This is a genomic window from Polaromonas sp., assembly GCF_041689105.1.
Classification (GTDB): domain Bacteria; phylum Pseudomonadota; class Gammaproteobacteria; order Burkholderiales; family Burkholderiaceae_C; genus Polaromonas.
This window is the reverse complement of record NZ_JBDNGU010000090.1, coordinates 34,960-58,816: the sequence shown is the minus strand read 5'-3', so window position 1 is coordinate 58,816 and position 23,857 is coordinate 34,960. Positions and strand designations below refer to the sequence as shown.

23 protein-coding genes are annotated in these 23,857 nt (G+C 63.0%); 16 read left to right on the top strand and 7 right to left on the bottom strand.

The annotated features are described in order from the left end of the window. The 10 genes from ACESMT_RS09305 to ACESMT_RS09260 all read left to right on the top strand — a co-directional run. A partial coding sequence (locus tag ACESMT_RS09305; RefSeq protein ID WP_372826289.1) for a TatD family hydrolase occupies window positions 1–573 on the top strand: 573 nt, incomplete at its 5' end. Continuing rightward, the gene (locus ACESMT_RS09300; protein ID WP_372826288.1) at window positions 570–1,073 is read left to right on the top strand and encodes a DNA-deoxyinosine glycosylase; all 504 of its coding nucleotides are present in this window, start codon (window positions 570–572) and stop codon (window positions 1,071–1,073) included. The genes ACESMT_RS09305 and ACESMT_RS09300, both read left to right, overlap by 4 nt. Before the next feature lie 4 nt (window positions 1,074–1,077). Continuing rightward, window positions 1,078–1,842, top strand: coding sequence for a spermidine synthase (locus ACESMT_RS09295; RefSeq protein WP_372826287.1), 765 nt, complete (start codon window positions 1,078–1,080; stop codon window positions 1,840–1,842). A 47-nt stretch (window positions 1,843–1,889) separates the two neighbouring features. Next, window positions 1,890–3,692, top strand: coding sequence for a GspE/PulE family protein (locus ACESMT_RS09290; protein ID WP_372826286.1), 1,803 nt, complete (start codon window positions 1,890–1,892; stop codon window positions 3,690–3,692). A 178-nt stretch (window positions 3,693–3,870) separates the two neighbouring features. Beyond that, entirely contained in the window at window positions 3,871–4,359 is a 489-nt protein-coding gene (locus ACESMT_RS09285) for a tripartite tricarboxylate transporter TctB family protein (RefSeq protein ID WP_372826285.1), read from the top strand. Window positions 4,360–4,367: 8 nt separating this feature from the next. After that, window positions 4,368–5,879, top strand: a complete 1,512-nt coding sequence (locus ACESMT_RS09280; protein ID WP_372826284.1) for a tripartite tricarboxylate transporter permease — start codon at window positions 4,368–4,370, stop codon at window positions 5,877–5,879. A gap of 97 nt (window positions 5,880–5,976) precedes the next feature. Then, on the top strand, window positions 5,977–7,257 hold the full coding sequence (locus tag ACESMT_RS09275) for a DUF3422 family protein (protein ID WP_372826283.1): 1,281 nt from the start codon (window positions 5,977–5,979) through the stop codon (window positions 7,255–7,257). 9 nt (window positions 7,258–7,266) lie between these two features. Further along, the gene (locus ACESMT_RS09270; RefSeq protein ID WP_372826282.1) at window positions 7,267–8,241 is read left to right on the top strand and encodes a Bug family tripartite tricarboxylate transporter substrate binding protein; all 975 of its coding nucleotides are present in this window, start codon (window positions 7,267–7,269) and stop codon (window positions 8,239–8,241) included. Between the two features lie 86 nt (window positions 8,242–8,327). After that, on the top strand, window positions 8,328–9,938 hold the full coding sequence (locus tag ACESMT_RS09265) for a gamma-glutamyltransferase family protein (RefSeq protein ID WP_372826281.1): 1,611 nt from the start codon (window positions 8,328–8,330) through the stop codon (window positions 9,936–9,938). Between the two features lie 18 nt (window positions 9,939–9,956). Next, a complete protein-coding gene (locus ACESMT_RS09260) occupies window positions 9,957–10,892 on the top strand; it encodes a DMT family transporter (protein WP_372826293.1) in 936 nt (311 codons plus the stop codon). A gap of 611 nt (window positions 10,893–11,503) precedes the next feature. Here ACESMT_RS09260 and ACESMT_RS09255 read toward each other — a convergent pair. From ACESMT_RS09255 to ACESMT_RS09230, 6 genes are all read right to left on the bottom strand, one after another. After that, entirely contained in the window at window positions 11,504–12,721 is a 1,218-nt protein-coding gene (locus ACESMT_RS09255) for a hypothetical protein (protein WP_372826280.1), read from the bottom strand. A gap of 49 nt (window positions 12,722–12,770) precedes the next feature. After that, the gene (locus ACESMT_RS09250) at window positions 12,771–13,526 is read right to left on the bottom strand and encodes a hypothetical protein (RefSeq protein WP_372826279.1); all 756 of its coding nucleotides are present in this window, start codon (window positions 13,524–13,526) and stop codon (window positions 12,771–12,773) included. A gap of 33 nt (window positions 13,527–13,559) precedes the next feature. Further along, window positions 13,560–14,159, bottom strand: coding sequence for a hypothetical protein (locus tag ACESMT_RS09245; protein WP_372826278.1), 600 nt, complete (start codon window positions 14,157–14,159; stop codon window positions 13,560–13,562). Between the two features lie 14 nt (window positions 14,160–14,173). Then, window positions 14,174–14,449 (bottom strand): DnaJ domain-containing protein, encoded by a 276-nt coding sequence (locus ACESMT_RS09240; RefSeq protein WP_372826277.1) that lies wholly within the window; start codon window positions 14,447–14,449, stop codon window positions 14,174–14,176. Window positions 14,450–14,650: 201 nt separating this feature from the next. Beyond that, window positions 14,651–15,397: a lipoprotein-releasing ABC transporter ATP-binding protein LolD gene (lolD, locus tag ACESMT_RS09235; protein ID WP_372826276.1), complete on the bottom strand. Its 747-nt coding sequence runs from the start codon at window positions 15,395–15,397 to the stop codon at window positions 14,651–14,653. A 7-nt stretch (window positions 15,398–15,404) separates the two neighbouring features. Further along, window positions 15,405–16,661: a lipoprotein-releasing ABC transporter permease subunit gene (locus tag ACESMT_RS09230; RefSeq protein WP_372826275.1), complete on the bottom strand. Its 1,257-nt coding sequence runs from the start codon at window positions 16,659–16,661 to the stop codon at window positions 15,405–15,407. A gap of 55 nt (window positions 16,662–16,716) precedes the next feature. Here ACESMT_RS09230 and ACESMT_RS09225 point away from each other — a divergent pair, with 55 nt between their 5' ends. Beyond that, window positions 16,717–17,664 (top strand): phosphoglycerate mutase, encoded by a 948-nt coding sequence (locus ACESMT_RS09225; RefSeq protein ID WP_372826274.1) that lies wholly within the window; start codon window positions 16,717–16,719, stop codon window positions 17,662–17,664. Continuing rightward, a complete protein-coding gene (recJ, locus tag ACESMT_RS09220; RefSeq protein ID WP_372826273.1) occupies window positions 17,661–19,490 on the top strand; it encodes a single-stranded-DNA-specific exonuclease RecJ in 1,830 nt (609 codons plus the stop codon). The genes ACESMT_RS09225 and recJ overlap by 4 nt, the downstream gene beginning before the upstream one ends. A 314-nt stretch (window positions 19,491–19,804) precedes the next feature. Here recJ and ACESMT_RS09215 read toward each other — a convergent pair whose 3' ends face one another. Beyond that, the gene (locus ACESMT_RS09215; protein ID WP_372826272.1) at window positions 19,805–20,476 is read right to left on the bottom strand and encodes a glutathione S-transferase; all 672 of its coding nucleotides are present in this window, start codon (window positions 20,474–20,476) and stop codon (window positions 19,805–19,807) included. Window positions 20,477–20,659: 183 nt separating this feature from the next. Here ACESMT_RS09215 and ACESMT_RS09210 point away from each other — a divergent pair, with 183 nt between their 5' ends. The 4 genes from ACESMT_RS09210 (at window position 20,660) to ACESMT_RS09195 (ending at window position 23,855) form a co-directional block, all read left to right on the top strand. After that, window positions 20,660–21,457, top strand: coding sequence for a phosphatase (locus ACESMT_RS09210; RefSeq protein ID WP_372826292.1), 798 nt, complete (start codon window positions 20,660–20,662; stop codon window positions 21,455–21,457). Continuing rightward, window positions 21,454–22,359 carry a DMT family transporter gene (locus ACESMT_RS09205; RefSeq protein WP_372826271.1) on the top strand — a complete coding sequence of 302 codons (906 nt, stop codon included), beginning with the start codon at window positions 21,454–21,456 and terminating at the stop codon, window positions 22,357–22,359. The genes ACESMT_RS09210 and ACESMT_RS09205 overlap by 4 nt, the downstream gene beginning before the upstream one ends. A gap of 16 nt (window positions 22,360–22,375) precedes the next feature. Then, window positions 22,376–23,011 carry an L-threonylcarbamoyladenylate synthase gene (locus ACESMT_RS09200; RefSeq protein WP_372826270.1) on the top strand — a complete coding sequence of 212 codons (636 nt, stop codon included), beginning with the start codon at window positions 22,376–22,378 and terminating at the stop codon, window positions 23,009–23,011. Between the two features lie 175 nt (window positions 23,012–23,186). Beyond that, window positions 23,187–23,855, top strand: coding sequence for a site-2 protease family protein (locus tag ACESMT_RS09195; RefSeq protein ID WP_372826269.1), 669 nt, complete (start codon window positions 23,187–23,189; stop codon window positions 23,853–23,855). The last annotated feature ends 2 nt before the right edge of the window (window positions 23,856–23,857 follow it).

Genomic DNA, 23,857 nt, shown 5'->3' with positions numbered 1-23,857 from the left:
GTGGCGGTGGGCGAGATTGGTCTTGACTATTTTGTGCCGGAGCTCACACAAAGCCCGTTGCGCGAGCGGCAGGAGTATTTCTACCGCGAGCAGCTCCGGCTCGCGCGGAAACACGGTCTGCCTGTGATCCTGCACGTGCGCCGCTCGGTGGACAAGGTGCTCAAGCACCTGCGCGAATTGGCGCCGCCCGGCCAGGGCTGGCAAGGCATAGGCCACGCCTTTAATGGCAGTGAGCAGCAGGCCGGCGAATTTATCAAACTGGGGCTGAAACTGGGTTTCGGCGGTGCCGTCACCTTTGACCGCGCGCTGCAACTGCGCCGTCTGGCGGCGGCGCTGCCGCTGTCGGCGCTGGTGCTGGAAACCGACTCGCCCGACATCGTGCCCCACTGGCTTTACAAGACCGCAGAGGAGCGCGCTGGCGGCCAGTCCCAAAGCCGCAATGAGCCAGCCGAGTTGCCACGGATTGCAGGGGTGGTGGCCCAGCTGCGCGGCCTGCCGGTCGATGCACTGGCTGCGGCGACCACGGCCAATGCCGTAGCCGCCTTGCCCAAACTGCAACACCTGCTGGCATGACGCTGACCGGCCTGCCGCCGCTGGTGTCCGGCCGGACCCGCCTGCTGATCCTGGGCAGTTTTCCGGGCGCGGCCTCGCTGGCGGCGCAGCAGTACTACGGCCACCCGAAAAACCATTTCTGGCGGATTTTGCAAGCCATTTTCCACTCCAGCCCTTTGCCAGCGGGCTCAGATAGCTATCAAAAACGTAGCTATTGGCTGCTGGCCCGGCAGCTTGGCGTGTGGGACGTGTACGCGTCCTGCGAGCGCGAAGGCAGCCTGGACAGCAGCATTCGCCAGCCGGTGGTGAATGACTTTGCGCAACTCAAGCGGCTGTGCCCCCGGCTGGAAGCGATTGCCCACAATGGTGGAGAAAGCTTCAAGCATTCGCGCCACACTTCGTTGTCGGGCTTGCCCGTCTATAAATTTCCGTCCACCAGCCCGGCCAACGCCTCCTGGTCGTTCGAGCGCAAACTCGTGGCCTGGCGCGAAGTATTTGAAAAACACGGATTGAACGACTGAACCGATGGCCCGCAAAGACACTGAGACCCCCCCGCATCTGCCCGAAGTGAACTTTTCCGACTTTGGTGACATCCGTTACCTGCACCTGGGCACCGAGTGGGTTCAGGGCTCGATGCTGATCGACAAACCCTTCGACATCGAGCTCGAATATGTTCAGCGCATGATGGTCTGGCTGCTGTTTGCCGAGCCCGCTGCGGTGGCGTCGCGGCACGCCATGCAACTGGGCCTGGGGTCGGCGGCGCTGACCAAGTTCTGCTACAAAAAACTGAAGATGAAAACCACCGCCGTGGAGCTCAACCCGCAGGTGATTGCAGCCTGCCGGCTGTGGTTCAAGCTGCCCAAAGACGATCTGCGCCTAAAAATCATTCTGGCCGACGCTGCGAAGGAGATCTGCCATCCCGTGCACCAGGGCCAGGTCGATGTGCTGCAGGTGGATCTGTATGACCACGAAGCCGCGGCGCCGGTGCTCGATAGCGAGGCTTTTTATGCCGATTGCCGGCAAGCGCTCAGCGAGGACGGCGTCATGACGGTCAACCTGTTTGGCCGCGATTCCAGCTATCTCCGCTCACTCGAAAAAATCGCCGAGGCCTTTGGTCCCGAGTCGGTCTGGGCTTTCAAGCCGACGCGGGAAGGCAATACGATTGTTGCGGCACAGCGCGAGCCAACCCGGCCTGACCGCACTGAGTTGGTGCAACGGGCAGGCGTCATCGAATCGCGCTTTGGGCTGCCCGCCAGCAAATGGCTCAAGCTGTTCAAGCCCGTTTGCTGAGTGCTGGCTGCACGCGCGCCGCACGGGCGATCAGTTAAAGTCCCAGCATGTCAGCTGCCACGCCCCCCAAAGCCCGCACCGAAACGTCTGCCAGGCCGGTCCCGCCCGGCCCGCTGGACTGGCGCCGTCTGGTTGAATGGCTCAGTGAGGACGGCGTTATCTCGGAAGCCGAAGCGCAGCGCACGATTGCGCGCTGTGCGCAGGTGCAAAGCGCCCAGCACCCGCTGATCCGCCTGGCCAGCGTCAGCATGGCGCGGGTGGCTGACGGCAAGCCGCTGGACATCGAAACCATCGCCCAGTGGCTGGCCGGCCGTGCCGGCCTGGGCTATTTGCGCATCGACCCGCTCAAGGTGGATGTGGGCAAGGTAGCCGACACCATGTCGGCGGTGTATGCCGAGCGGCACAAGGTGCTCCCGGTGCAGGTGACGGCTGCCGAAGTGGTGATCGCGACCTCCGAACCTTTCATCACCGACTGGGTGTCGGAGGTCGAGCGCCAGGCCAGGCGCAGCGTGCGCCTGGTGGTTGCCAATCCGGCAGAGATCGCGCGTTACACCGCCGAGTTTTTTGCGCTGGCCAAGTCGGTCAAGGCCGCCATGAAGGCCGGCGGCAACAGCGGTGCCGCGAGTTTTGAACAGCTGGTGGAGCTCAACAAAAGCAACAAGCAGCTCGATGCCAACGACCAGGGTGTGGTGCAGGTGGTGGACTGGCTCTGGCAGTACGCTTTTGACCAGCGTGCCAGCGACATCCATCTGGAGCCTCGGCGCGACCAGGGCGTGATCCGTTTCCGCATCGACGGGGTGCTGCACCCGGTGTACCAGCTGCCCATGGGCGTGCACAACGCCATGACCGCACGCATCAAGCTGCTGGGCCGCATGGATGTGGTCGAAAAGCGCCGGCCGCAGGACGGCCGCATCAAGACGCGCAACCCGCGCGGCGACGAGGTCGAAATGCGCTTGTCCACCTTGCCCACGGCGTTTGGCGAAAAAATGGTGATGCGGATTTTTGACCCCGACACCACGGTCAAGGACCTTGACGCCCTCGGGTTTTCGCAGCACGACGCGACGCGTTGGGAGCAACTGGTCAAGCGGCCCTATGGCATCGTGCTGGTCACGGGACCGACCGGCTCCGGCAAAACCACCACCCTGTATTCCACCCTCAAACGCATCGCGACCGAGGAGGTCAATGTCAGTACGATCGAAGACCCGATCGAGATGATCGAGCCGGCCTTCAACCAGACGCAGGTGCAGGCGCATCTGGATTTTGATTTCCCCGAGGGCTTGCGCGCGCTGATGCGGCAGGACCCGGACATCATCATGGTCGGAGAAATCCGCGACCTGCAGACCGCTGAGATGGCGGTACAGGCAGCACTCACCGGGCATCTGGTCTTCAGCACCCTGCACACCAACGACGCGCCCTCTGCGGTATCGCGACTGATGGAGCTCGGCGTGCCTTCCTATCTGATCAACGCCACCTTGCTGGGTGTGCTGGCGCAGCGGTTGGTGCGTACCCTGTGCCAGCAGTGCCGTCAGAAAGACGAGGGCAGCTCGCGCGAGGCGCTGGCCGAAATCGTCAAGCCCTGGCAGATCAACGGCGGCTACCAGCCCTACAAGCCGGTCGGTTGTGTCGATTGCCGCATGACCGGCTTCCTGGGCCGCATGGGCTTGTATGAACTGCTGACAGTAAGCGAAGCCTTCAAGGACAAGGTGACCCGGGAGCCCAACATCGATGCGCTCAGGCGCCAGGCGGTCGCCGACGGCATGCGCCCGCTCAGGCTGGCAGGCGCACTCAAAGTGGCTGAAGGTGTGACCACCATCGAGGAAATTCTGGCCACCACGCCGACGATGGCTTGAGGACCTTCCGCCTGACTCGCGCCGCGCGGGAGTCAGGCAGCGGGTCCTGACGGGTTGTCGCGGCCGGGACACACCGGGACGGTTGGCGCTTCTCCGCCTAAGTGAAAGCCACATCCCGCGCGTGGGCCGTTCCATGCACAATCCAGCGATCCAATATATCTGTTACAGGAGACAAACCGTGAATATCAAGAGTCAGAAAGACTTTTTTGCCGGCCTTATGTTCATGGGCGTTGGCGTGGCGTTTGCGTGGGGGGCGACCACTTACAACGTCGGCGTCGGGGCGCGCATGGGACCGGGCTACTTTCCGCTGCTGTTGGGCATTTTGCTGACCGTCATCGGCGCCGCGGTGACATTCACCTCGCTGGTGTTTGAAACTGAAGGCGGCGGCAAGATCGGCAAGATCGCCTGGAAACCGCTGATTTTTGTGATCGGCGCGAATGTGATCTTCGGCGTTCTGCTGGCCGGTGTCCCTGCGCTTGGCATCCCGGCGTTCGGCATGATCGTTGCCATCTATGCGCTGACGTTTGTTGCCAGCATGGCCGAGGCCGGCTGGAAGTTCAAGGCCACCCTCATTCTCGCGACGGTGCTGGCCGTCGGCAGCTACCTCGCCTTTGTTCTTGCCTTGAAGCTGCAGTTCCCGGTGTGGCCTTCCTTCATCACCGGTTAAGGAAAAAAATGGATCTGATTGCAAACTTGTCCCTGGGTTTCGGCGTTGCGTTCACGCCGATCAACCTGCTGTATGCCTTTATTGGTTGTGTCCTCGGCACCCTGATCGGCGTGTTGCCCGGCATTGGCCCCGTGGCCACCATTGCGATGCTGCTGCCCGCCACCTATGCCTTGCCACCTGTGTCGGCGCTGATCATGCTGGCCGGCATTTATTACGGCTCGCAGTATGGTGGCTCAACCACCGCTATTTTGGTAAATCTTCCGGGCGAGTCGTCTTCGGTGGTGACCTGTATCGACGGCTACCAGATGGCCCGGAAGGGGCGAGCGGGTCCTGCTCTGGCGGCCGCCGGCCTGGGCTCGTTTTTTGCCGGTAGCGTCGGTACCCTGATCATTGCCGCCTTTGCGCCGCCGCTGACCGAACTGGCATTCAAGTTTGGCCCAGCCGAATACTTTGCCCTGATGGTGCTGGGCCTGATCGGCGCGGTGGTGCTGGCTTCGGGCTCGCTGCTCAAGGCCGTCGGCATGATTGTGCTGGGTCTGTTGCTGGGCTTGATTGGCACTGACGTGAACTCCGGGGTGGCGCGTTTCAGCTTTGACGTTCCGGAACTGACCGACGGCATCGGTTTTGTCGTGATTGCCATGGGTGTGTTCGGTTACGGAGAAATTATCAGCAACCTGTCTCAACCCGAGCACGAGCGCGAAGTGTTCACCGCCAAGGTGTCCGGCCTGATGCCGACCAAGCAGGACTTCAAGGACATGGCACCTGCCGTGTTGCGGGGCACGGCTTTGGGCTCGGCCCTCGGTATTCTGCCTGGCGGTGGCGCTCTGCTGTCGGCTTTTGCGGCCTACACCCTCGAGAAAAAAATCAAGGGCCGTCCGGGTGAAGTGCCTTTCGGTCAGGGCAATATCCGCGGTGTGGCGGCGCCTGAGTCGGCCAACAACGCCGGTTCGCAGACCTCCTTCATTCCGCTGCTGACCCTGGGCATTCCGCCCAACGCCGTGATGGCGCTGATGGTGGGTGCCATGACGATCCACAACATCCAGCCCGGCCCGCAGGTGATGACCAGCAACCCGGAGCTGTTCTGGGGACTGATTGCCTCGATGTGGATCGGCAATGCCATGCTGGTGATCCTGAACCTGCCGCTGATCGGCATCTGGATCAAGCTGCTGACCATTCCCTACCGCTACCTGTTCCCGGCCATTGTTCTGTTCTGTGCGATTGGGGTGTACTCCACCAACAACAACACCTGGGACATCTGGATGGTGGCGATTTTCGGTGTGATTGGTTATATCTTCATCAAGCTGGGGGCGGAACCTGCGCCCCTGCTCCTGGGCTTCATCCTGGGCCCCATGATGGAAGAAAACCTGCGCCGGGCCTTGCTGCTGTCACGTGGCGACTGGAGTGTTTTTGTGACGCGCCCGATCTCGGCCGGTTTGCTGGCCGCGGGTCTGCTCTTGCTGGTCGTCGTGCTCCTGCCGTCGGTGAAGAGCAAACGCGAAGAGGCTTTTGTCGAGGAGTGATCAGGGTTACAGTTCAAAAAAAGCACCTTCAGGTGCTTTTTTTACTATCTGGTCAAAGTGGCTCTGACCTGCGCCACAATTGGCAAAAAAGGTTGCCATGACACTGACTCAATACCCCCAACGCCATACGCTGCATAACGAGGTTCACGCGCGCCCGCCCGAGTCCATGACGGCCCCTGTGGCGATTGCGCATGTGGTCATGCTCGCCAGCCCAGCGCAGCGTGACGCGTCCCGGGCTCATGTGTCCGATTTGCTGCGTAACAAGCATTTGCCGCTGCCGGATGCAGGTTCAACCCATATTCGCATGGACCTGGGCCAATATCGGCTGCGCTGGGAGATGCACACCGAATTTGTGACCTGGACATTTATGCGGTCTTTGGATTCGGCACCACCCGCTGGCCAGCAGCCGCCCGATGCAACGCAGGTCGTACCCAAGGACTGGTTGTCTGCCTTGCCCGGTCAATGCCTGGCCAGTGTGCATGTCTGGGTTTTTCCCAGCAACGCCGAGTCCACGGATGAGCTGGTCCGCCAGATGCTCCACGAAGACACGCTGGTGGCTTCTACAGTTGCCGACGGCTATGCAGAAATTTATACCGACTTCGCCATCCACGCGGACGGCTTTTCGCGCATGCTGCTGCTCGCAGGGGGCATTTCAGAACGGCGGCTAGGCCGGCTGGTGCAGCAGTTGCTGGAGATCGAAACCTACCGCATGGCCGCACTCATGGGCTTGCCTGCCGCGCGCGAAGCATCAGAGGTGCTGGGCAATGCAGAGCGAGAACTGGCTGAGCTCGCAGGGTCCATACGCAGTGCGCGCCGCGAACAGGAGCCCCAACTGCTCGACAGGCTGACGCGCCTGGCAGGTCAGGTCGAAAGCCAGCACGCCACCAGCCACTCCCGCTTTTCCGCCAGCAGTGCCTACTTTGAACTGGTCGATAAACGTATCGATGACATTGCGGAATCACGGCTGGCGGGCTTGCAAACAATTCGGGAATTCATGGACAGGCGCTTGACCCCTGCCCGCAGCACCTGCCAGTGGGCTAGCCGCAGGCAAGACGCTTTGAGTCAGCGAGTCTCACGCATCAGCAATCTTTTGCGTACACGGGTGGAAATAGAGCAGCAGCAAAGCAGCCAGGCGTTGCTTGGTGCCATGAACGATCGCCAAGGTCTTCAACTCAAATTGCAAGCTACTGTTGAGGGCTTGTCGGTCGTTGCCATCACCTACTACATTGTTGGTCTGGTGTTTTTTCTGGCGAAAGGTGCCAGATCGGTCGGCTGGCCGCTGAGCCCGGAAATTACAGCTGCTGCCGCCATACCGTTGGTTCTGCTTGCCGTCTGGTATCTGATGCGCCGCCTGCGTAACAAGGTTTTTGAAAATTAAGGGATGGGTATGCTGAATCGTCGATATGTCATGTTGGGTGCCGCAAGCATCGCATTGCCTTTGCTGCCCTTCACAGCGCTGGCGCAAGCCTACCCGGCCAAGCCCATTCGTTTGATCGTGCCGTTTCCGGCCGGTGGTGCGACCGATATTTTGGCGCGAGCCCTGTCGCAAAAGCTGGGTGAAAAAATCGGGCAGACTGTGGTGGTGGATAACCGCCCGGGCGCCGGGGGGACCATTGGTGCCGACGCGGCGTCCAAGGCCGCGCCAGACGGCTACACGCTGCTGCTGGCCACATCCAGCACCCACAGCATAGGCCCGGCCATCAACCCGAAAATGCCCTACAACGCCGAGACGGATTTCACGCCCATCGGGTATGTCGCCAGCTCGCCCAACATCGTGCTGGTGCCCAATTCGTCGCCGTCAAAATCCATGCGGGAGTTCATCGACCATGCGCGCAAGAACCCGGGCCGCCTGAACTATGCGTCCAGCGGCAACGGCACCATCGTGCATCTGACCACCGAATACTTCAAGGCCGAATCAAACACCTTTATCGTGCACATTCCCTACCGCGGCACGGCGCTGGCCATGCCGGACCTGATCAGCGGAAAACTCGATGTGCTGTTTGACTCGCTGGTCAGCGGCATGCCACATGTGCGCGATGGCAAACTTCGTGCCCTCGGTGTCACCAGCTTGAAAGCCACCGCGCTGGCCCCTGGTCTGCCGCCGGTGGCGGATGTGTTGCCTGGCTTTGAGTCGGTCACCTGGTTCGGGGTTTATGGCCCCAAAGGGCTGCCTGCCGAGGTGACCGCCAAAGTGAATCAGGCGCTCAACGCGGCGCTGGCCGACGCCGATGTGAAAGAGCGGTTTGCCCGCTTGGGCGCAGAAACCACGGGCGGCACGCCGCAGGCGTTTGCCGCCATGGTCAAGGCGGACAACGCCAAGTGGAAAAAAATCATCACAGAGCGTAAGATTTCAGTGGAGTAACCTCCGCGCCAAGCCTCTTTTTTAAGCCTTTTTTCTTTTGTACCAGGGCGGCAGCACGGCCCCCGGTGTTTCTTTCAGAGTGAACCATGAACTTCGACTACAGCAATCCCTACACCTCTACCCGACTTCCCGTCTTCGCCCGCAATGTGGTTTCGACCTCGCACCCGCTGGCTGCGCAGGCCGGCCTGCGCATGATGCTCAAGGGCGGCAACGCGGTAGATGCGGCCATCGCTGCGGCGGCGGCGATGACGATTGTTGAGCCGGTCAGCAACGGCCTGGGCAGCGATGCCTTTGGCCTGATCTGGGACGGCAAGGCGTTGCACGGCCTGAATGCTTCCGGCCGCGCTCCGAAGAGCTGGACACCAGATTACTTCAAGAAGAAATACGGCCCGGGCGATACCGCACCGCCCAAACGCGGTTTTGATTCCGTGACGGTGCCGGGCGCCGTCGGCAGCTGGGTGGCCATGAGCGAGCGTTTTGGCAAGCTGCCTTTTGCCGACCTGATGGAGCCGGCGATTGAAATTGCCGAGCGTGGCTACCTGATGCCCACCGTGGTTCAGCAGAAATGGGCGGCGGCGACCGACGAGCTGAAGTCGCAGCCCGGGTTTGCGCAGTCTTTTCTGCCGTGGGGCAGGGCGCCGAATGTCGGCGAGCTGTTTCAGTTCCGGGCGGCGGGAAAAGCCCTGCGCGCGATCGCCCAAAGCAAGGGCAAGGCTTTTTATGGCGGTGAAATTGCACAGGCGATTGAAAAATTTGCTGCGCTAAACGGCGGCAGCATCACCGCCGGCGATTTTGAGTCCTACACGCCCGAGTGGGTCCAACCCATTGGCAAGGATTACCGCGGTTACACCCTGCATGAGATTCCTCCGAACGGCCAGGGCATCGCCGCACTGATTGCGCTGGGCATCCTGGACAAGTTCGACGTGGCCGGCCTGCCGGTCGATGGCGTGGACTCGCAGCACCTGCAGATCGAGGCCATGAAGCTGGCCTTCGCCGATGTCTACAAATACGTGGCCGAGCCATCGTCGATGACGGTGAGCGTCGATCAAATGCTGGACGACGCCTATCTCGCGTCCCGTGCCAAACTCATCAACATGAAAAAAGCCCAGGACTTCGGCGCGGGCAATCCGGTCAAGGGCGGCACGATTTACCTCACCGCCGCGGACGAAGACGGCATGATGGTCAGCTTCATCCAGAGCAATTACATGGGCTTCGGCTCCGGCTGCGTGGAGCCCGATTTCGGCATCAGCCTGCAAAACCGCGGCCATGCCTTCAGCCTCCAAGCGGGTCCGAATCAGGTCGCGCCGGGCAAGCGGCCGTTTCACACCATCATCCCGGCTTTCCTGACCAAAAATGGCCAGGCGGTGATGAGTTACGGCGTGATGGGCGCCAACATGCAGCCGCAGGGCCACATGCAGACGCTGGTGCGCATGCTCGACTACAAACAAAACCTGCAGGCCGCCTGCGACGCGCCGCGCTGGCGCTACAACGCCGGCCTTGAAATCAATGTCGAAGCCGCGATGAATGCCGCCACGGTCCAGGGGCTGGCCGACCGGGGCCACCGCATGGAAGTGATCAACGACTCTTACCAGGACTTCGGCGCCGGCCAGTTCATCTGGCGCGCGGGCGACCCGAAGGTTGAAGGTTATATCGCGGCCAGCGATGCCCGCCGCGACGGCCAGGCGGTCGGTTTCTAGACCAGCGCCTTGAGCCCTATCTCAGAAGAAAAAAGACCCCCAGCCCTTGCCGGACGGGAGCTACCAGCTACCAAAAGCATAGCAGTCGGCTTGTTGCTGGCGACGCTGGGTGCCATCTTCTTCAGCGGCAAGGCGATCATCGTCAAGCTTGCCTACCGCTACGGCGTCGATGCCGTGACGTTGATCATGTACCGCATGCTGTTTGCGCTGCCGATTTTTGTGCTGATGGCGTGGTGGGCCAGCCGGGGCAAGGCCGGGCTCACGCGCAAGGACTGGCTGGGTGTCCTCTGGCTGGGGTTCACCGGGTATTACCTGGCGAGTTTTCTCGACTTCGCAGGGCTGGCCTACATCACTGCCTCGCTTGAGCGGCTCATTCTTTACCTCAACCCCACGCTGGTGCTGCTGCTGGGGCTGGTGCTCTACCGCAGGAAGGTCACCGCGCCTCAAGTCATCGGCATGGCCATCAGCTACAGCGGCGTGGTGCTGGTGTTTGGCCATGAGATCACGCTGACCGGGCCTGACACCGCTTGGGGTGCGCTGCTGGTGATGCTGAGCGCGGTGAGTTATGCGCTCTACCTGGTTTATAGCGGTGAGATGGTCAAGCGCCTGGGTGCGCTGCGGCTGGTCGGTCTGGCCAGCACGGTGGCCTGCCTGCTCTGCCTGCTGCAGTTTGCCCTGCTCAGGCCCTTGAGTGCCGCGAACGTGGCGCCCGAGGTGATCTGGCTGTCGCTGCTCAACGCCACCCTGTGCACGGTCGCCCCGGTGCTGATGGTGATGATGGCCATCGAGCGCATAGGCGCCAGCATGGCATCGCAGGCCGGCATGGTGGGCCCGATGTCCACCATCCTGATGGGTGTGCTGATTCTTGGTGAGCCGTTCACGGCCTGGGTGGCGGCGGGCACGGTGCTGGTCATCGCGGGTATTTTTGTATTCACCCGTGGGGGTAAGGGATAGTCGCGTTTTTTTTTGCATCACGCTGCTCCTGTAGCTCGCCGTGGGCAGTAGTTTCAACTCCCCACTCCCACCCCTAGCCCCTCCCTCGCCCCGCTGGGCGATGGAGGGGGACTTCATTTGGCTGCGTGTGCTGCACTCGCGTGCAATCATGACTGCCGCTGGGGAGTCGGTAGTTGGTGTTTGCCTTTTGTGTTCGTTCTCCCACCCGTCGGGCTGGGCTGAGGAGCGCAGGCAAAAGCGGATCAGGGCTTGCGATTGTCTGAGCCGAAGGCGAGTTCGCGCTCGACCCCTTTTTCGGCGAGCACCACAGGTTGCCCCGTTGCGCAGCGCAGGGGCCCAGACCATCGGGTCGCTTTTTTCTTTGCTCACTTTCTTTTTGGCGACGCAAAAAGAAAGTGAGTTGCTGCCGGGCAACCCCCGGCTTGCTGGCAAGCTACCGCACCGTGAACAACGTAAACAGTCAGTGACCATGCATCCCGGATCAAGTCCGGGATGCCAAATTCAGTTGGGATCAGCTATCAATTCAATAGCTTCTTGCGACCGCAGGGCAAGGGCTACAGCCCTAAAACGCTTGCAAGATGCGTGTCTTCGCCTGCACAGGCGAGAAGGGCCTACTGCACATGGCATTCCCGCCGCAGCAGCGCCAGCGCGTCATTGAGCGCGTGAACCGCATCACTTTGCAGCGTGGCCTGCGCCTCGTCGACAAAGTCTTTCCACAAACTGGTGTAAGCGTCCTGATGCTGCACCGGCGCGTGGTCAAACAGGTACTGCAGGGCCAGCGCGGGATGGAAACCTGATTTCCATATCTTGCGCACCAGCGTAGCAGCACTTTTTTCGGTCAGCATGGTTTTGGGGGCGACGCCTGCGGCTACACACAGCAGCAAGGTCAGCAGCGAACCATCGTCGCTGTTGCCGCCGGTGACCTTGTTCCACGCTGCGGACTCCTGGCGGTCGTGGTGGTCGACTTCGTTCAGGCCGTCTTCCACCCAGAAATACCGCCCCATGAAGGCCGGGCTGCGATCAAACAGCTGGCGCACCGGCAGGGCCGGGTCCAGTATTTTGGGCGCGTCGGCCATCACGGACTGCCGCACTGCTTCCGCCACGCTGCGGACATGGGCCGGCAGTTTTTTCGGCATGGCAACAGGCAACGCGGCTGCCGCAGCCCCGTGCTTTTTACGCAAGGCGGCAATCATTTTCTCGAACGCGACCCAGTCAGGCATCTCCGTGCGGCCCGCCGCCATGACCAGCAAGGCGGTGCGGATCACCGCCTCGGCATCCTTGCCCGCGTCTTCGAGTTCGGCCGCGTCCATGCCCAGTTCGCCGCCAAGCCAGAGGGCCGCATCCACCACCTGCGCCACCTGGCTGCGTTTGGCGAGTTCAGTCTGGTAGTCGGCCAGGCTGCGCAGCGACCATTTCGCCAGCAGCGGAATCTGGTCGTCGGTGAAACCGCCCCGCTCGTTCATGCCGAAATGGCTGTTCTGCGGCATGGCAATCAGGCTCTTGAGCATGTCCGAGCCGCCTTTGGAGCGCGACAGCAGCGAAAAGTCACGCAGCGACTCGGCCGCCTGCTGCAGGTCGCCGTCGCAGCTGCTTTCAAGGTACAGGCTGACCAGGTTGACCATGCGGTCGCGGGCCTTTTCAAGCTCGGGGCGCAAAAACTCGTTGCCGAAATAACGCGCGATCTGCACCATGCCTTTAGGGCCTTCGGCACGCATGGCCTCGATTTTTTCGGCGCTGATGATGCCGTGCTGCACGCCGTGCTGCAGCGCCTTTTCGAAAAAAGGGCGCGCATCGTAGAGCGAGACGGCGGATGGCGAAGGCTTGGACACGTTGGCAGTTGGGTAAACGGATGGAGAAACGAGATCACCCAGCGGGCGCTCAGATTGCCGATTCCTCGTCGGACTCGCGCGTCGTTGGCGTAGCCTTGCCGCGGTCAGTGTCACCCGTCTCGACCTTGCCGTCGTCCTCGGCGTCGTCCTCGTCCTCCTCGTCGGAAGCGGCCGCTTGGTGGGCACTGACCTTGGCGCGCAACACCATCAGCATCTCGATGAACAGATCCGGCAGTTCGTAGCGCAGGATCCAGGCGAGCTGCATCCAGTCCTGGTCGGCGATTTCATCCTGCTGGACCCGCGGTTTCTCGTAAGCCGAGGCCAGCAAGGCCGACTGCGACAGCATCTTGCCGTATTCGTCTGCGGCCTCGAAGCTGCCGCTGCGCGCAAAGCCCTCGACACGGCTCCATTGGTCGGAAAAATAATCGGCCAGCGCCTCGCTGCCGCCATCCAGGTCGCCAATCGCGTTCAGAAATTCCAGCGGGTCTGCACCCTCGCGGAAGATCACTGCGTTGACCATGCCGCGCAAGTGCGTGCGGGTCAGGTCCTTGTAGAGCTTTTCAATCACCACCGCGCGGGCAAACTGCGCGGGCGACACCAGCAGGCTGACCACCGACTCGCGGGAGTTGTCGTACTCGCGGATGACGGCCAGTACGTCTTTGGGGGGCAACTGCTCCAGCACCACCATCAACGCGCCATCCCCTTCGGTATCGGCCAGCCCAACCAGCGCCGCCTCGGCGCCGACGATGTCGCCGGCCGCAATCAGGCTTTGGGTTTTCTCGATCAGGGCGAGATGCTTTGTCATCAGGGCTTCACCTTCCAGGTCATGTTGCGTCTATCAGTCTTTGTGATCGAAGCCCTGCTGGACCAGCCAGTCGGCGCCTGCTTCCTGGCGGGTCCGGGCATCACCGCCGTCTTCACCCTCGCCGTCGTCCTCCAGGATCACCAGGTCATCGGCGCCGTCCTGGTCGCTGTCCTCGTCCTCATCCTCGTCCTCGTCGCTGATGATGACCCCGGCGGCGACAGGCAGGCTGGCCATGTATTCCAGACCAGCCGTCACCGCCAGAAATTTGTCACCGCCCGGCGACTCCAGGACGATGTCGGCCAGATCCTGAGCCCAGGGCGCCAGTTCAAACCCGCCGGCCAGGCTGCTCCAGGCTGGAAAGACATCTTCGTCATGTGTGAGCAGGTGCTCCATGACCGCCCGTCCCGTGAACTCAAAACCCCGGTGAAACACCACCGCCACCATCTCGGGGCTGATGTCCATCATCTGGACCAGAAAGGCGATCTCCTGGCGTTTTCCCGCCAGGCGCTGCTGCAACACATCGCGCCCTTCAGAGTCGAACCTCAGATCATCCATCTCGGACTGGTAGGCCGAGCGCAGGTCAAGAAAATAGGGGGAGATGCTCATGTCGCCGGGTGTTTCATGGAGGTTCATTGGGTCAGCAAGGCTCAAAGCAGCGGATTGAAATAATCGGTCCAGATGGCGCGCGCCGTGTCTATCGGGCTGTCGAGCAGGTTGCGGCGGCGGTTGTCGTCGTAAGCCTGGCGTTTTTCCGCATCCGACAACACTTCATAGGCTTCCTGTACCGCCCGAAAACGTGCCGGCGCCAGGGGGTCGGCATTTTTGTCAGGGTGCCAGGAAGATGCCTGCTGGCGAAAGGCCTTTTTGATGTCGGCCAGCGTTGCTGCGCTGTCCAGCCCCAGGGCGGTGTAGTGATCGGTCATGCGTAAGTGGCGTTGTCCTGGACCGCAGGCAAGGAGCTGCCACTGAATGTTGAAGAGTTCACCGGGCTGAGGAAACGCGCACAACGCGCGACGAGGCGACCAAGGATTATGCACGCCCGGCCCTTTTCAGGAAGGGGGGCCGTGGATTACCCTTGCGTCGGTCTGGCCGCCCGCGGAAGCGCGCTCAAGCCGGGCCGTGCCTCACGACCATTCCGACAAACGCCCAGACACCAGCCGGAAGCGCCGACCGCAACGCGCGGCCAGCGATTCGTCGTGCGTCACCATCACAAACGCCGTGCCGTGTTCGCGCGCCAGTTGCAGCATCAGTTCAAACACGCCGTCGGCGGTCGTCCTGTCAAGGTTGCCGGTCGGCTCATCGGCCAGCACGCAGGCCGGCCGTGTGACCAGCGCGCGCGCAATCGCCACACGCTGGCGTTCGCCGCCTGAAAGTTCTGCCGGCCGGTGATGGATGCGGTCCTTCAGGCCCACGCTGGCCAGCATGGCGGCGGCAGTCTGCGCGGCTTTTGCACGGTCTTCGCGGCGTATCCACAGCGGCATGGCCACGTTGTCGAGCGCGCTGAACTCCGGCAGCAGATGGTGAAACTGGTAGACAAAGCCCAGGTGCTGGTTGCGCAACTCACCCTGCTGGGTCGCCGACAGCGAGGACATCAACTGCCCCTTGAGCTCGACGCTCCCGCTGGTCGGTGCGTCCAGCCCACCCATCAGGTGCAGCAGCGTGCTTTTGCCGGAACCCGACGCGCCGACGATGGCCAGCGTCTCACCGGCAAACACCTGCAGATCCACGCCATGCAGCACAGTCAGATCAATCGGGCCTTCGTGGAAGCGTTTGGTCAGGCTGCTGGCCTTTAGAACCACCTCGTTTTGGCGTGTGGCCTTGGGGGAGCCCTCACCCCTGCCCTCTCCCAGAGGGAGAGGGAGTGAAGTCATCGCTGGACTATTCATATCTGAGGGCCTCGGCGGGGTTCACGCGGCTGGCGCGCCAGCTCGGATAAATGGTGGCCAGAAAAGCCAGTACCAGGGCGATGACGGCAATCGGCATGATGTCGGCGTATTGCGGGTCGCTGGGCATGCGGCTGATCAGGTAGATGTCCTTGGGCAAAAAGCTGGCGTTGAGCAGGCGCTCCAGCGCCGGCACGATGACGTCGATGTTCAGCGCAATGCCCAGCCCCAGCAGCAGGCCCGAGAAGGTGCCGATCACCCCAACCATGGCGCCCTGCACCATGAACACGCCCATGATGCTTTTCGGGCTGGCGCCCAGCGTGCGCAGGATGGCGATGTCGGCGCGTTTGTCGGTGACCGTCATCACCAGCGTGCTGACGAGGTTAAAGGCGGCCACCGCAACAATCAGCGTCAGGATGATGAACATCATGCGTTTTTCAAGTTGCACCGCGGCAAACCAGGTGCGGTTCTGGCGCGTCCAGTCGCGGATCAGCAGGTCGCCGCTGAGGCTGCGCGAAAGCTCTGCAGCGACTTCGCGCGCCTGGTGCAGGTCCTTGAGCTTGATGCGTATGCCGGTCGGCCCTTCGAGCCGGAAAATCCTGGCAGCGTCGTCCTGGTGCAGCATGACGAGGGCAGAGTCGTATTCAAAGTGACCGGAGTCGAAAGTGCCCACCACCGTCATTTGTTTGAGGCGTGGCACGACGCCGGCCGGCGTCACCTGCCCGCTGGGGGCGATCAATGTCACGCTGTCGCCCTCGCGCACGCCCAGCGAGCGCGCCAGCTCGCCGCCCAGCACGACGCCAAACTGGCCCGGCACCAGTTTGGGCAAGGCGGTGTCTTTCAGGTCCACCGCCAGGTCGGTGACCTCGCCTTCATGCGCCGGGTCGATGCCGCGCACGATGGTGCCTTTCATGTCCTCACCCCGCGCCAGCAAAGCCTGCGCGGCGATGAAGCTGGCTGCGCCAATGACGTTCGGGTTCTGCCGGATCTCGGCCAGGGTTTTGGCCACGTCGGGCAGGGCCGCGCCGTTGGGCGCGAACACCTCGATGTGCGAGATCACGCCCAGCATGCGGTCGCGCACCTCTTTCTGGAAGCCGTTCATCACGCTGAGCACGATGATCAGCGCCGCCACGCCCAGCGCAATGCCCAGCATGGAGACGCCGGAGATGAAGGAGATGAAGCCGTTGCGCCGTGTGGCGCGGCCTGCACGGGTATAGCGCCAGCCCAGAATCAGCTCGTAGGGGATTTGCATGGCACCAATTGTGGCATCAGGGCGGACGCCACTGGCAATCCCGGACAATAGGCCCATGCCGGACAAACTCCATCTGATGATTGCCGGGGCCGTACTGCCCCAAAGTGACGGCGAAACGCCGCCACCGCGCCCACCGCTCACCCCCAACCTGCGCGCCCTGCTGGCAGCGATGGCACCAAGCGGGCGCATTGATGGCGGCGAGGACGATCCCTCGACACCCTTTGAGCTCGCGCTGGCACAGGCCAACGGCCTGCCCGGCGGTCCCGGCCACCTTCCCTGGGCGGCCTTCGAGACCGGCACCACCGGCGTGCCTTGTGCCTTTATCACCCTGTGCCATTGGCAGGTCGGCGCCGACCATGTGAGGCTCTCGCCGCCCGACGACCTGGCCATCGATGAAGAAACCTCGCAGGCGCTGCTGGCTGCGATGAGCCCTTACTTTCTGGAGGACGGCATCACGCTGGCGCCTTACGGCAAGCTGCCCGGTACCTGGCTGGCGACTGGCGAGGTTTTTCGCGACCTGCGCAGCGTATCCATGGACACCCTGCTGGGTCGGCACCTGACCCGCTCGCTGCTGGACGGCGCAGGCACCCCAGCGGCCACCCTGCGGCGCCTGCAAAACGAAATGCAGATGCTGCTCTACACCCATCCCGCCAATGAGGCCCGCCAACAACGGGGCCTGGCGCCAGTCAACTCCTTCTGGGTCACCGGCGCCGGGGTGCTGGAGCACGCGCTGCCCGCCGCGCAGGACCTGCGCGTGGAAACCCGGCTGCGTGGGCCCGCGCTGCGCCGCGACGCCACCGCCCATGCGCAGGCCTGGCAGGCCGTGGACGCGGATACCTGCGCCGACTTGTTGGCCCTCCTGCGTGCTGGTGGCCAGGCGCGCCTGACCCTGTGCGGTGAGCGGGCGGCGCAGAGTTTCGTGCTGGCGCCCACCGGCTTCTGGCCGAAGTTCAAGCATGTTTTAGGCATCCAGCCCTTATGGGACGGTCGTGAGCAGCTATGAAACTCATAGTACGCGAAGCCCCGCCCCGCAGCGTCTGGGCGCTTGAGCAGGCCGGTATCCACCCGCTGCTGGCGCAGCTGTTTGCCGCCCGGGGCGTGGCCAGCGCCGACGAGCTCGAGGACGGCCTGGCCCGGCTGCTGCCGCCCGCCGCGATGAAAGGCACGCTGGAGGCTGCGGTGCTGCTGGCCGACGCCATTGCGGCCGGTAAAACAATCTGTGTGGTGGCCGACTACGACTGTGACGGCGCGACCGCCTGCGCCGTTGCGCTGCGCGGCCTGCGCCTGCTGGGCGCGACGCAGGTGAGCTACATCGTGCCGGACCGCGTGATCGATGGCTACGGGCTGACGGCGCCGATTGCCGAACGCGTCAAGGCCACGGGCGCCGATGTGCTGGTCACGGTGGACAACGGCATTGCCAGCATGGACGGCGTGGCCCGCGCGCGCGCTTTGGGCATGCAGGTGCTGGTGACCGACCATCACCTGCCGGCCTTGCAGGACGGCCAGATCGTGCTGCCCGACGCCGATGTGATCGTCAACCCGAACCAGCCCGGCTGCGCGTTTGCGAGCAAGTCAATCGCCGGCGTCGGCGTGATGTTTTATGTGCTGCTGGCCTTGCGCGCCGAACTGCGTACGCGCGGCGTGTTTGACGCAAGCCCGAGCGACGCCGGGCCGCCCCAAGGCGCGAGAGCCCCTCTTGACGGAGAACGGGGCAGCGAAACGCCGAAGGCACACGCAGTGACAAGCGTGGGGGCCAGGTTGCCCCAGCCGAAACTCGATACCCTGCTACCGCTCGTCGCGCTGGGCACCGTCGCCGACGTGGTCAGGCTCGACGCCAACAACCGCCGCCTGGTGGCGCAGGGCCTCAAGCGCATACGCGCCGGCGCCTTGCCAGCCGGTGTGGCAGCGCTGTTCACCGCCGCAGGCCGCGTGGCGGCCGTGGCGACCAGCTTCGACTTTGGTTTTGCGCTGGGCCCACGCATCAACGCCGCCGGCCGGCTCAGCGACATGACCCTGGGCATCGAATGCCTGTTGACCGACGATGCGGGCCGCGCCGCAGAACTGGCGAAAACGCTGGACGGCATCAACCGCGAACGCCGCGACATCGAGGCCGGTATGCGCGAGCAGGCGCAGTACGCCGCCGACGCGATGATCGATGAAGATGAGGTGCCACCACCGGCGATTGCCATCTTCGACCCCGATTTTCACGAGGGGGTGGTCGGCATTGTGGCCTCGCGCATCAAGGACAAGCTGCACCGCCCGACCTTCGTGTTTGCGGCCAGCCAGGCGCCGGGCAGGGAGCACGAGCTCAAGGGTTCGGGCCGCTCGATTGCCGGCTTTCATCTGCGCGACGCGCTGGACCTGGTGGCCAAGCGGCACCCCGGCGTGCTGCTGCGTTTTGGTGGCCACGCGATGGCCGCCGGCTGTACGATTGCCGAGGAACACTTCGAGGTGTTCGAGCAGGCGCTGCAGCAGGTGGCGCACGAATGGCTGGACGCCGCCACCCTGCTTCGCCGCCTCGACACCGACGGCCCGCTGGCCCCCGAGTACCGCCGCGCCGAGCTGGTGGACAGGCTGCACAAAGAAGTCTGGGGCCAGGGCTTTGCGGCGCCAACTTTCAGCGAGGAAGTCGAGGTCGTGTCGCAGCGGCTGGTGGGCGAGAAACACCTGGCGCTCAAGCTCAAGCACCGTGGCCAGCCGGTCGACGGCATCTGGTTCGGTCACACCGAGTCGCTGCCGGCGCGGGTCAAGCTGGCCTTCCGGCTCGACGCCGACGAGTGGCAGGGCGTGCGGCGGGTGCGCTTTCTTGTCGAGGCGGCGGAGTTGTAGCCGGCGTTGTAGTGATTGTCTGACGGGCCCTGGCAGGCGCTGCCTACAGCCAGCGGCCGCAGGCCCCGCCATCCTCTGTTCTCAGAAGGCAAGCCACTCCGGTGCGCCGACAAACAACTCCAGAGAACTGCATGAACACCATCATCTATATCGTCGGCCTTGTCGTCATCATCGGATTCATCCTGTCTTACTTCGGCTTTCGCTGAAATTCAGTCATTCCGTTGTCACTCAAGTAGCGTCGTCGTCCCGGACTTGATCCGGGGTTCGGCACAGGATCTTCCCGCAATGACAATCGGATTGAAATAGAAATGGATTCAGGTCAGTATTGAATACTCGCCGCCGCGCTCGATGGCGCGCTGGTAGGCAGGCCGGGCGTGAATGCGCTTCAGAAAATTCATCAGCCGCGGCCGGCTCGCATCCAGCCCACCGCGTGCCGCTGCGGCTTCCAGCGGAAAGCTCAATTGAATGTCAGCGCCGGTGAATTCATCCCCGGCAAACCACGCGCTTTTGCCGAGTTCGCCTTCAAGGTAGTCCAGGTGTTGCCTGATCTGCGGCTCAATGAAACTGCTTTTGGCCTTGCCGCTGATGGCCCGGGCGATAGGTTTTGCAAAAAACGGCATGGGCGCTTTTTCAATCTTGTCGAACACCAGCTTGAGCAGCAGCGGCGACATGGCCGAACCTTCGGCATAGTGCAACCAGTAGGTGTAGCGCAGGCGCTCTGCGGTGCCGGCAGCAGGCGCCAGGCGCCCCGCGCCATAACGCTCGATCAAATAATCCACAATCGCACCAGACTCGGCAATCGTCAGCTCACCATCGGTGATCACCGGCGACTTGCCCAGCGGATGCACGGCGCGCAGTGCGGGCGGCGCCAGCATGGTCTTGCGGTCGCGCTCATAACGCTTTATGTCGTGGTTCAGTCCCAGCTCTTCCAGCAGCCAGAGGATGCGCTGCGAACGCGAGTTGTTGAGATGGTGAACAGTGATCATGAAAGCTCCAGGTCGGGTTGGTGGCAACGAGCCGCCATGGTAGGGCATTGCCTGGGCGGACAAAGCCTTCAGACGCCCGCGCTTCCTGCAGCCGCCAGACATAAAGCCTAAAATGGATCAGTGATTTCCAAAAACATACTGAACGCCGACCTGCATTGCCACTCCGTGGTGTCGGACGGCACGATGACCCCGGAGGCGCTGGCCGAGCGGGCCAAAACCAACGGCGTCGAGCTCTGGGCCCTGACCGACCATGACGAAGTCGGCGGACAGCACCGTGCGGCGGCCGCCGCCAAAGCCCAGGGCCTGAACTACCTGACCGGCACCGAAATCTCAGTCACTTTTGCCAACGAGACCGTGCACATCGTCGGCCTGGGGTTCGATCCCGACGACGCGGCCATGAAACAAGGCCTGTACGACACCCGCGGCGGGCGCAGCCAGCGTGCAATGGAAATGTCGGACGGCCTGGCCAAGGTCGGCATCAAGGGCGCGTATGAAGGCGCGCTCAAGTTTGTCGGCAACCCGGAGCTGATCTCGCGCACCCACTTTGCCCGCTTCCTGGTTGAGTCTGGCGTCTGCAGGGAAACCTCCGATGTGTTTCGCAAATACCTGACCGAGGGCAAGCCGGGCTACGTGCCGCACCGCTGGGCCAGCCTGCGCGATGCGGTCGCCTGGATCACCAGCGCCAAAGGTGTGGCAGTCATCGCGCACCCGGGCCGCTACAAGTTCACGCCCAATGAAGAATTCGCGCTGTTCACCGAGTTCAAGGCTCACGGCGGCCAGGGCGTCGAGGTGGTGACCGGGAGCCACACCACGCAGGAGTATGTGAAGTACGCCGAAACCGCCAAAGAGTTCGGGCTGGCGGCGTCGCGCGGCAGCGACTTCCACAGCCCCGACGAAAGCCACACCGACCTGGGCACCCTGCCCTTTTTGCCCGGCGACCTGACGCCTGTCTGGGAGCTTCTGGACGGCCGCATCCAGTGAACCGGGCGTCGTCGGCCCTGACGGGCATTGCGCTTGTCGTCGCGGCTGTCGCCTGTTTTGCCCTGCTGGACACCACCACCAAATTTGTCAGCGCCAGCGTACCGATCCTGATGGCGTTGTGGTTTCGCTACTTTTTCCAGGCGGTGGCCACGACCGTGGTGGTACTGCCCCTGCGCGGCCTGAGTGTGCTGCGCACGGCCCACCCCAGGTTTCAGTGTCTGCGCGGCCTGCTGCTGATGATGAGCAGCCTGTTTGCCTTTCTGAGCCTCAAGTACATGCCGGTGGCCGAGTTCACCGCCATCGGCGCCATCGTGCCGCTGGTCATTACCTTGCTGGCCGCCACCGCGCTCGGGGAAAAAGTCTCTCCCTTGCGCTGGTCGCTGGTCATAGGCGGCTTTGTAGGCACCCTGACCATCATCCGCCCGGGCGGCGAAAACTTTACCTGGGCCCTGCTTTTGCCGCTGGGCCTGGTCGTCACCAACACCGGCTTCCAGGTGCTCACCAGCAAGCTGGCGCGCACCGAAGACCCGATCACCATGCACCTGTACACAGGCTGGGTCGGTACCCTGGTGGTGTCCACCGCACTGCCCTTTGTCTGGGTGAGCCTGCCCAGCTGGTCGCTCTGGGGCTGGCTGGTGCTCATGGGTGCCGCTGCCACGGTCGGGCACTTCATGCTGATCCTGGCCTACATGCGGGCGCCGGCCGCCACGCTCACGCCTTACCTGTATGCCCAGATCGCCTTTGCCATGCTGGGCGGCTGGATTGCTTTTTCGCATGTTCCCGACCGCTGGTCACTGGCTGGCATTATGCTGATCGCCCTCTGCGGCGCGGCAGGCGCCTGGCTGACCGCGCGCGAAAGCCGGGCATTGACCCAGTTCAATGTGCGGCCGGCAGAATCCTGAAACAGTCCAACACACCATGACCCAGCTTTTTGACGTTCATCCCGAGAACCCGCAAACGCGACTGCTCAAGCAAGCCGCAGCGCTGCTCGAACGCGGTGCCATTGTGGCCGTACCCACCGATTCCAGCTACGCGCTGGTCTGCCGCCTCGACGACAAAACTGCCGCCGACAGCCTGCGCCGCATCCGCGGGGTGGATGACAAGCACCATTTGACATTGCTGTGCCGCGACTTGAGCGAGCTGGCCAACTATGCGCGGGTCGACAACAAGCAATTTCGGCTGATCAAGGCGGCTACGCCGGGCCCTTACACCTTCATCCTGGAAGCCAGCAAGGAAGTGCCGCGCCGCCTGAGCCACCCCTCGCGCAAAACCATCGGCCTGCGCGTGCCCGACCACAAGACCCTGCAATGCCTGCTGGAGATCCACGGCGCGCCGCTGCTGGCGACCACGCTGATCCCGCCCGGCCAGACCGAACCCCTCAACGATGCCGGCGACATCCGTGACCAGATGGGTCATGAGCTGGCTGCGGTCATCAACGCCGGCGCCTGCCCGCTGCAGCCCACCACCGTGATTGATCTGACCAGCATGGGCCAGGGCGGCGAGCCGGTCGTGGTGCGGCAGGGACGCGGCGACCTCGCTGCACTCGGTCTTTAGAGCCCCCACGTTCGCTCGCTGCGCGTAGCTCTCTGCCCCCCGAGGAGGCCGCTGCGCCTGCGGCCCGGCAAAGCCGGTTCCGCGGCCCCGGCTGGTCTAAGGAGCCCCTCGGGGGCAGCGAATTGCACGAAGTGACGAGCGTGGGGGCTTACAAGCGAGGTGAGACAATTGCCGTATGGACTTTGCCAAACTGATTCAGACCGTTGCCATTTACGCCTTGCCCGTGCTGTTTGCCATCACCGTGCACGAGGCCGCCCATGGGTACGTCGCCCGGTACTTCGGCGACAACACCGCCTGGTCGCTGGGGCGCGTCACCCTCAACCCGCTCAAACACATCGATCCGCTGGGCACCATCGCGATGCCGCTGCTGCTTTACTTTGCGACCTCGGGCGCCTTTGTGTTCGGCTACGCCAAGCCGGTGCCGGTGCAGTTTGGCAATCTGCGCAACCCAAAGCGCGACATGATCTGGGTGGCGCTGGCTGGACCGGGCGCCAACCTGATCCAGGCCGTGTTCTGGGGCGCCGCTTTTTACCTGCTCCAGGGCGCGGGCGTGACAGAACCGTTTTTTGCCAGAATGTGTCAGGCGGGCATCCTGGTCAACGTCGTTGTGATGGTCTTCAACCTGTTTCCATTGCCGCCACTGGACGGTGGCCGTGTGCTGGTGGGCCTGCTGCCGTGGCGCCAGGCCGAGCTGGTCTCGCGGATCGAACCCTGGGGCTTTTTTGTGGTGATGGCGCTGGTGATTGCCGGTGTGCTGACCGACTGGTGGATGCGGCCGCTGATGACACTGTCTTATGCCCTTCTTGAAATTGCTCTCACGCCGCTGGCGATGCTGGTTCGCTGAAC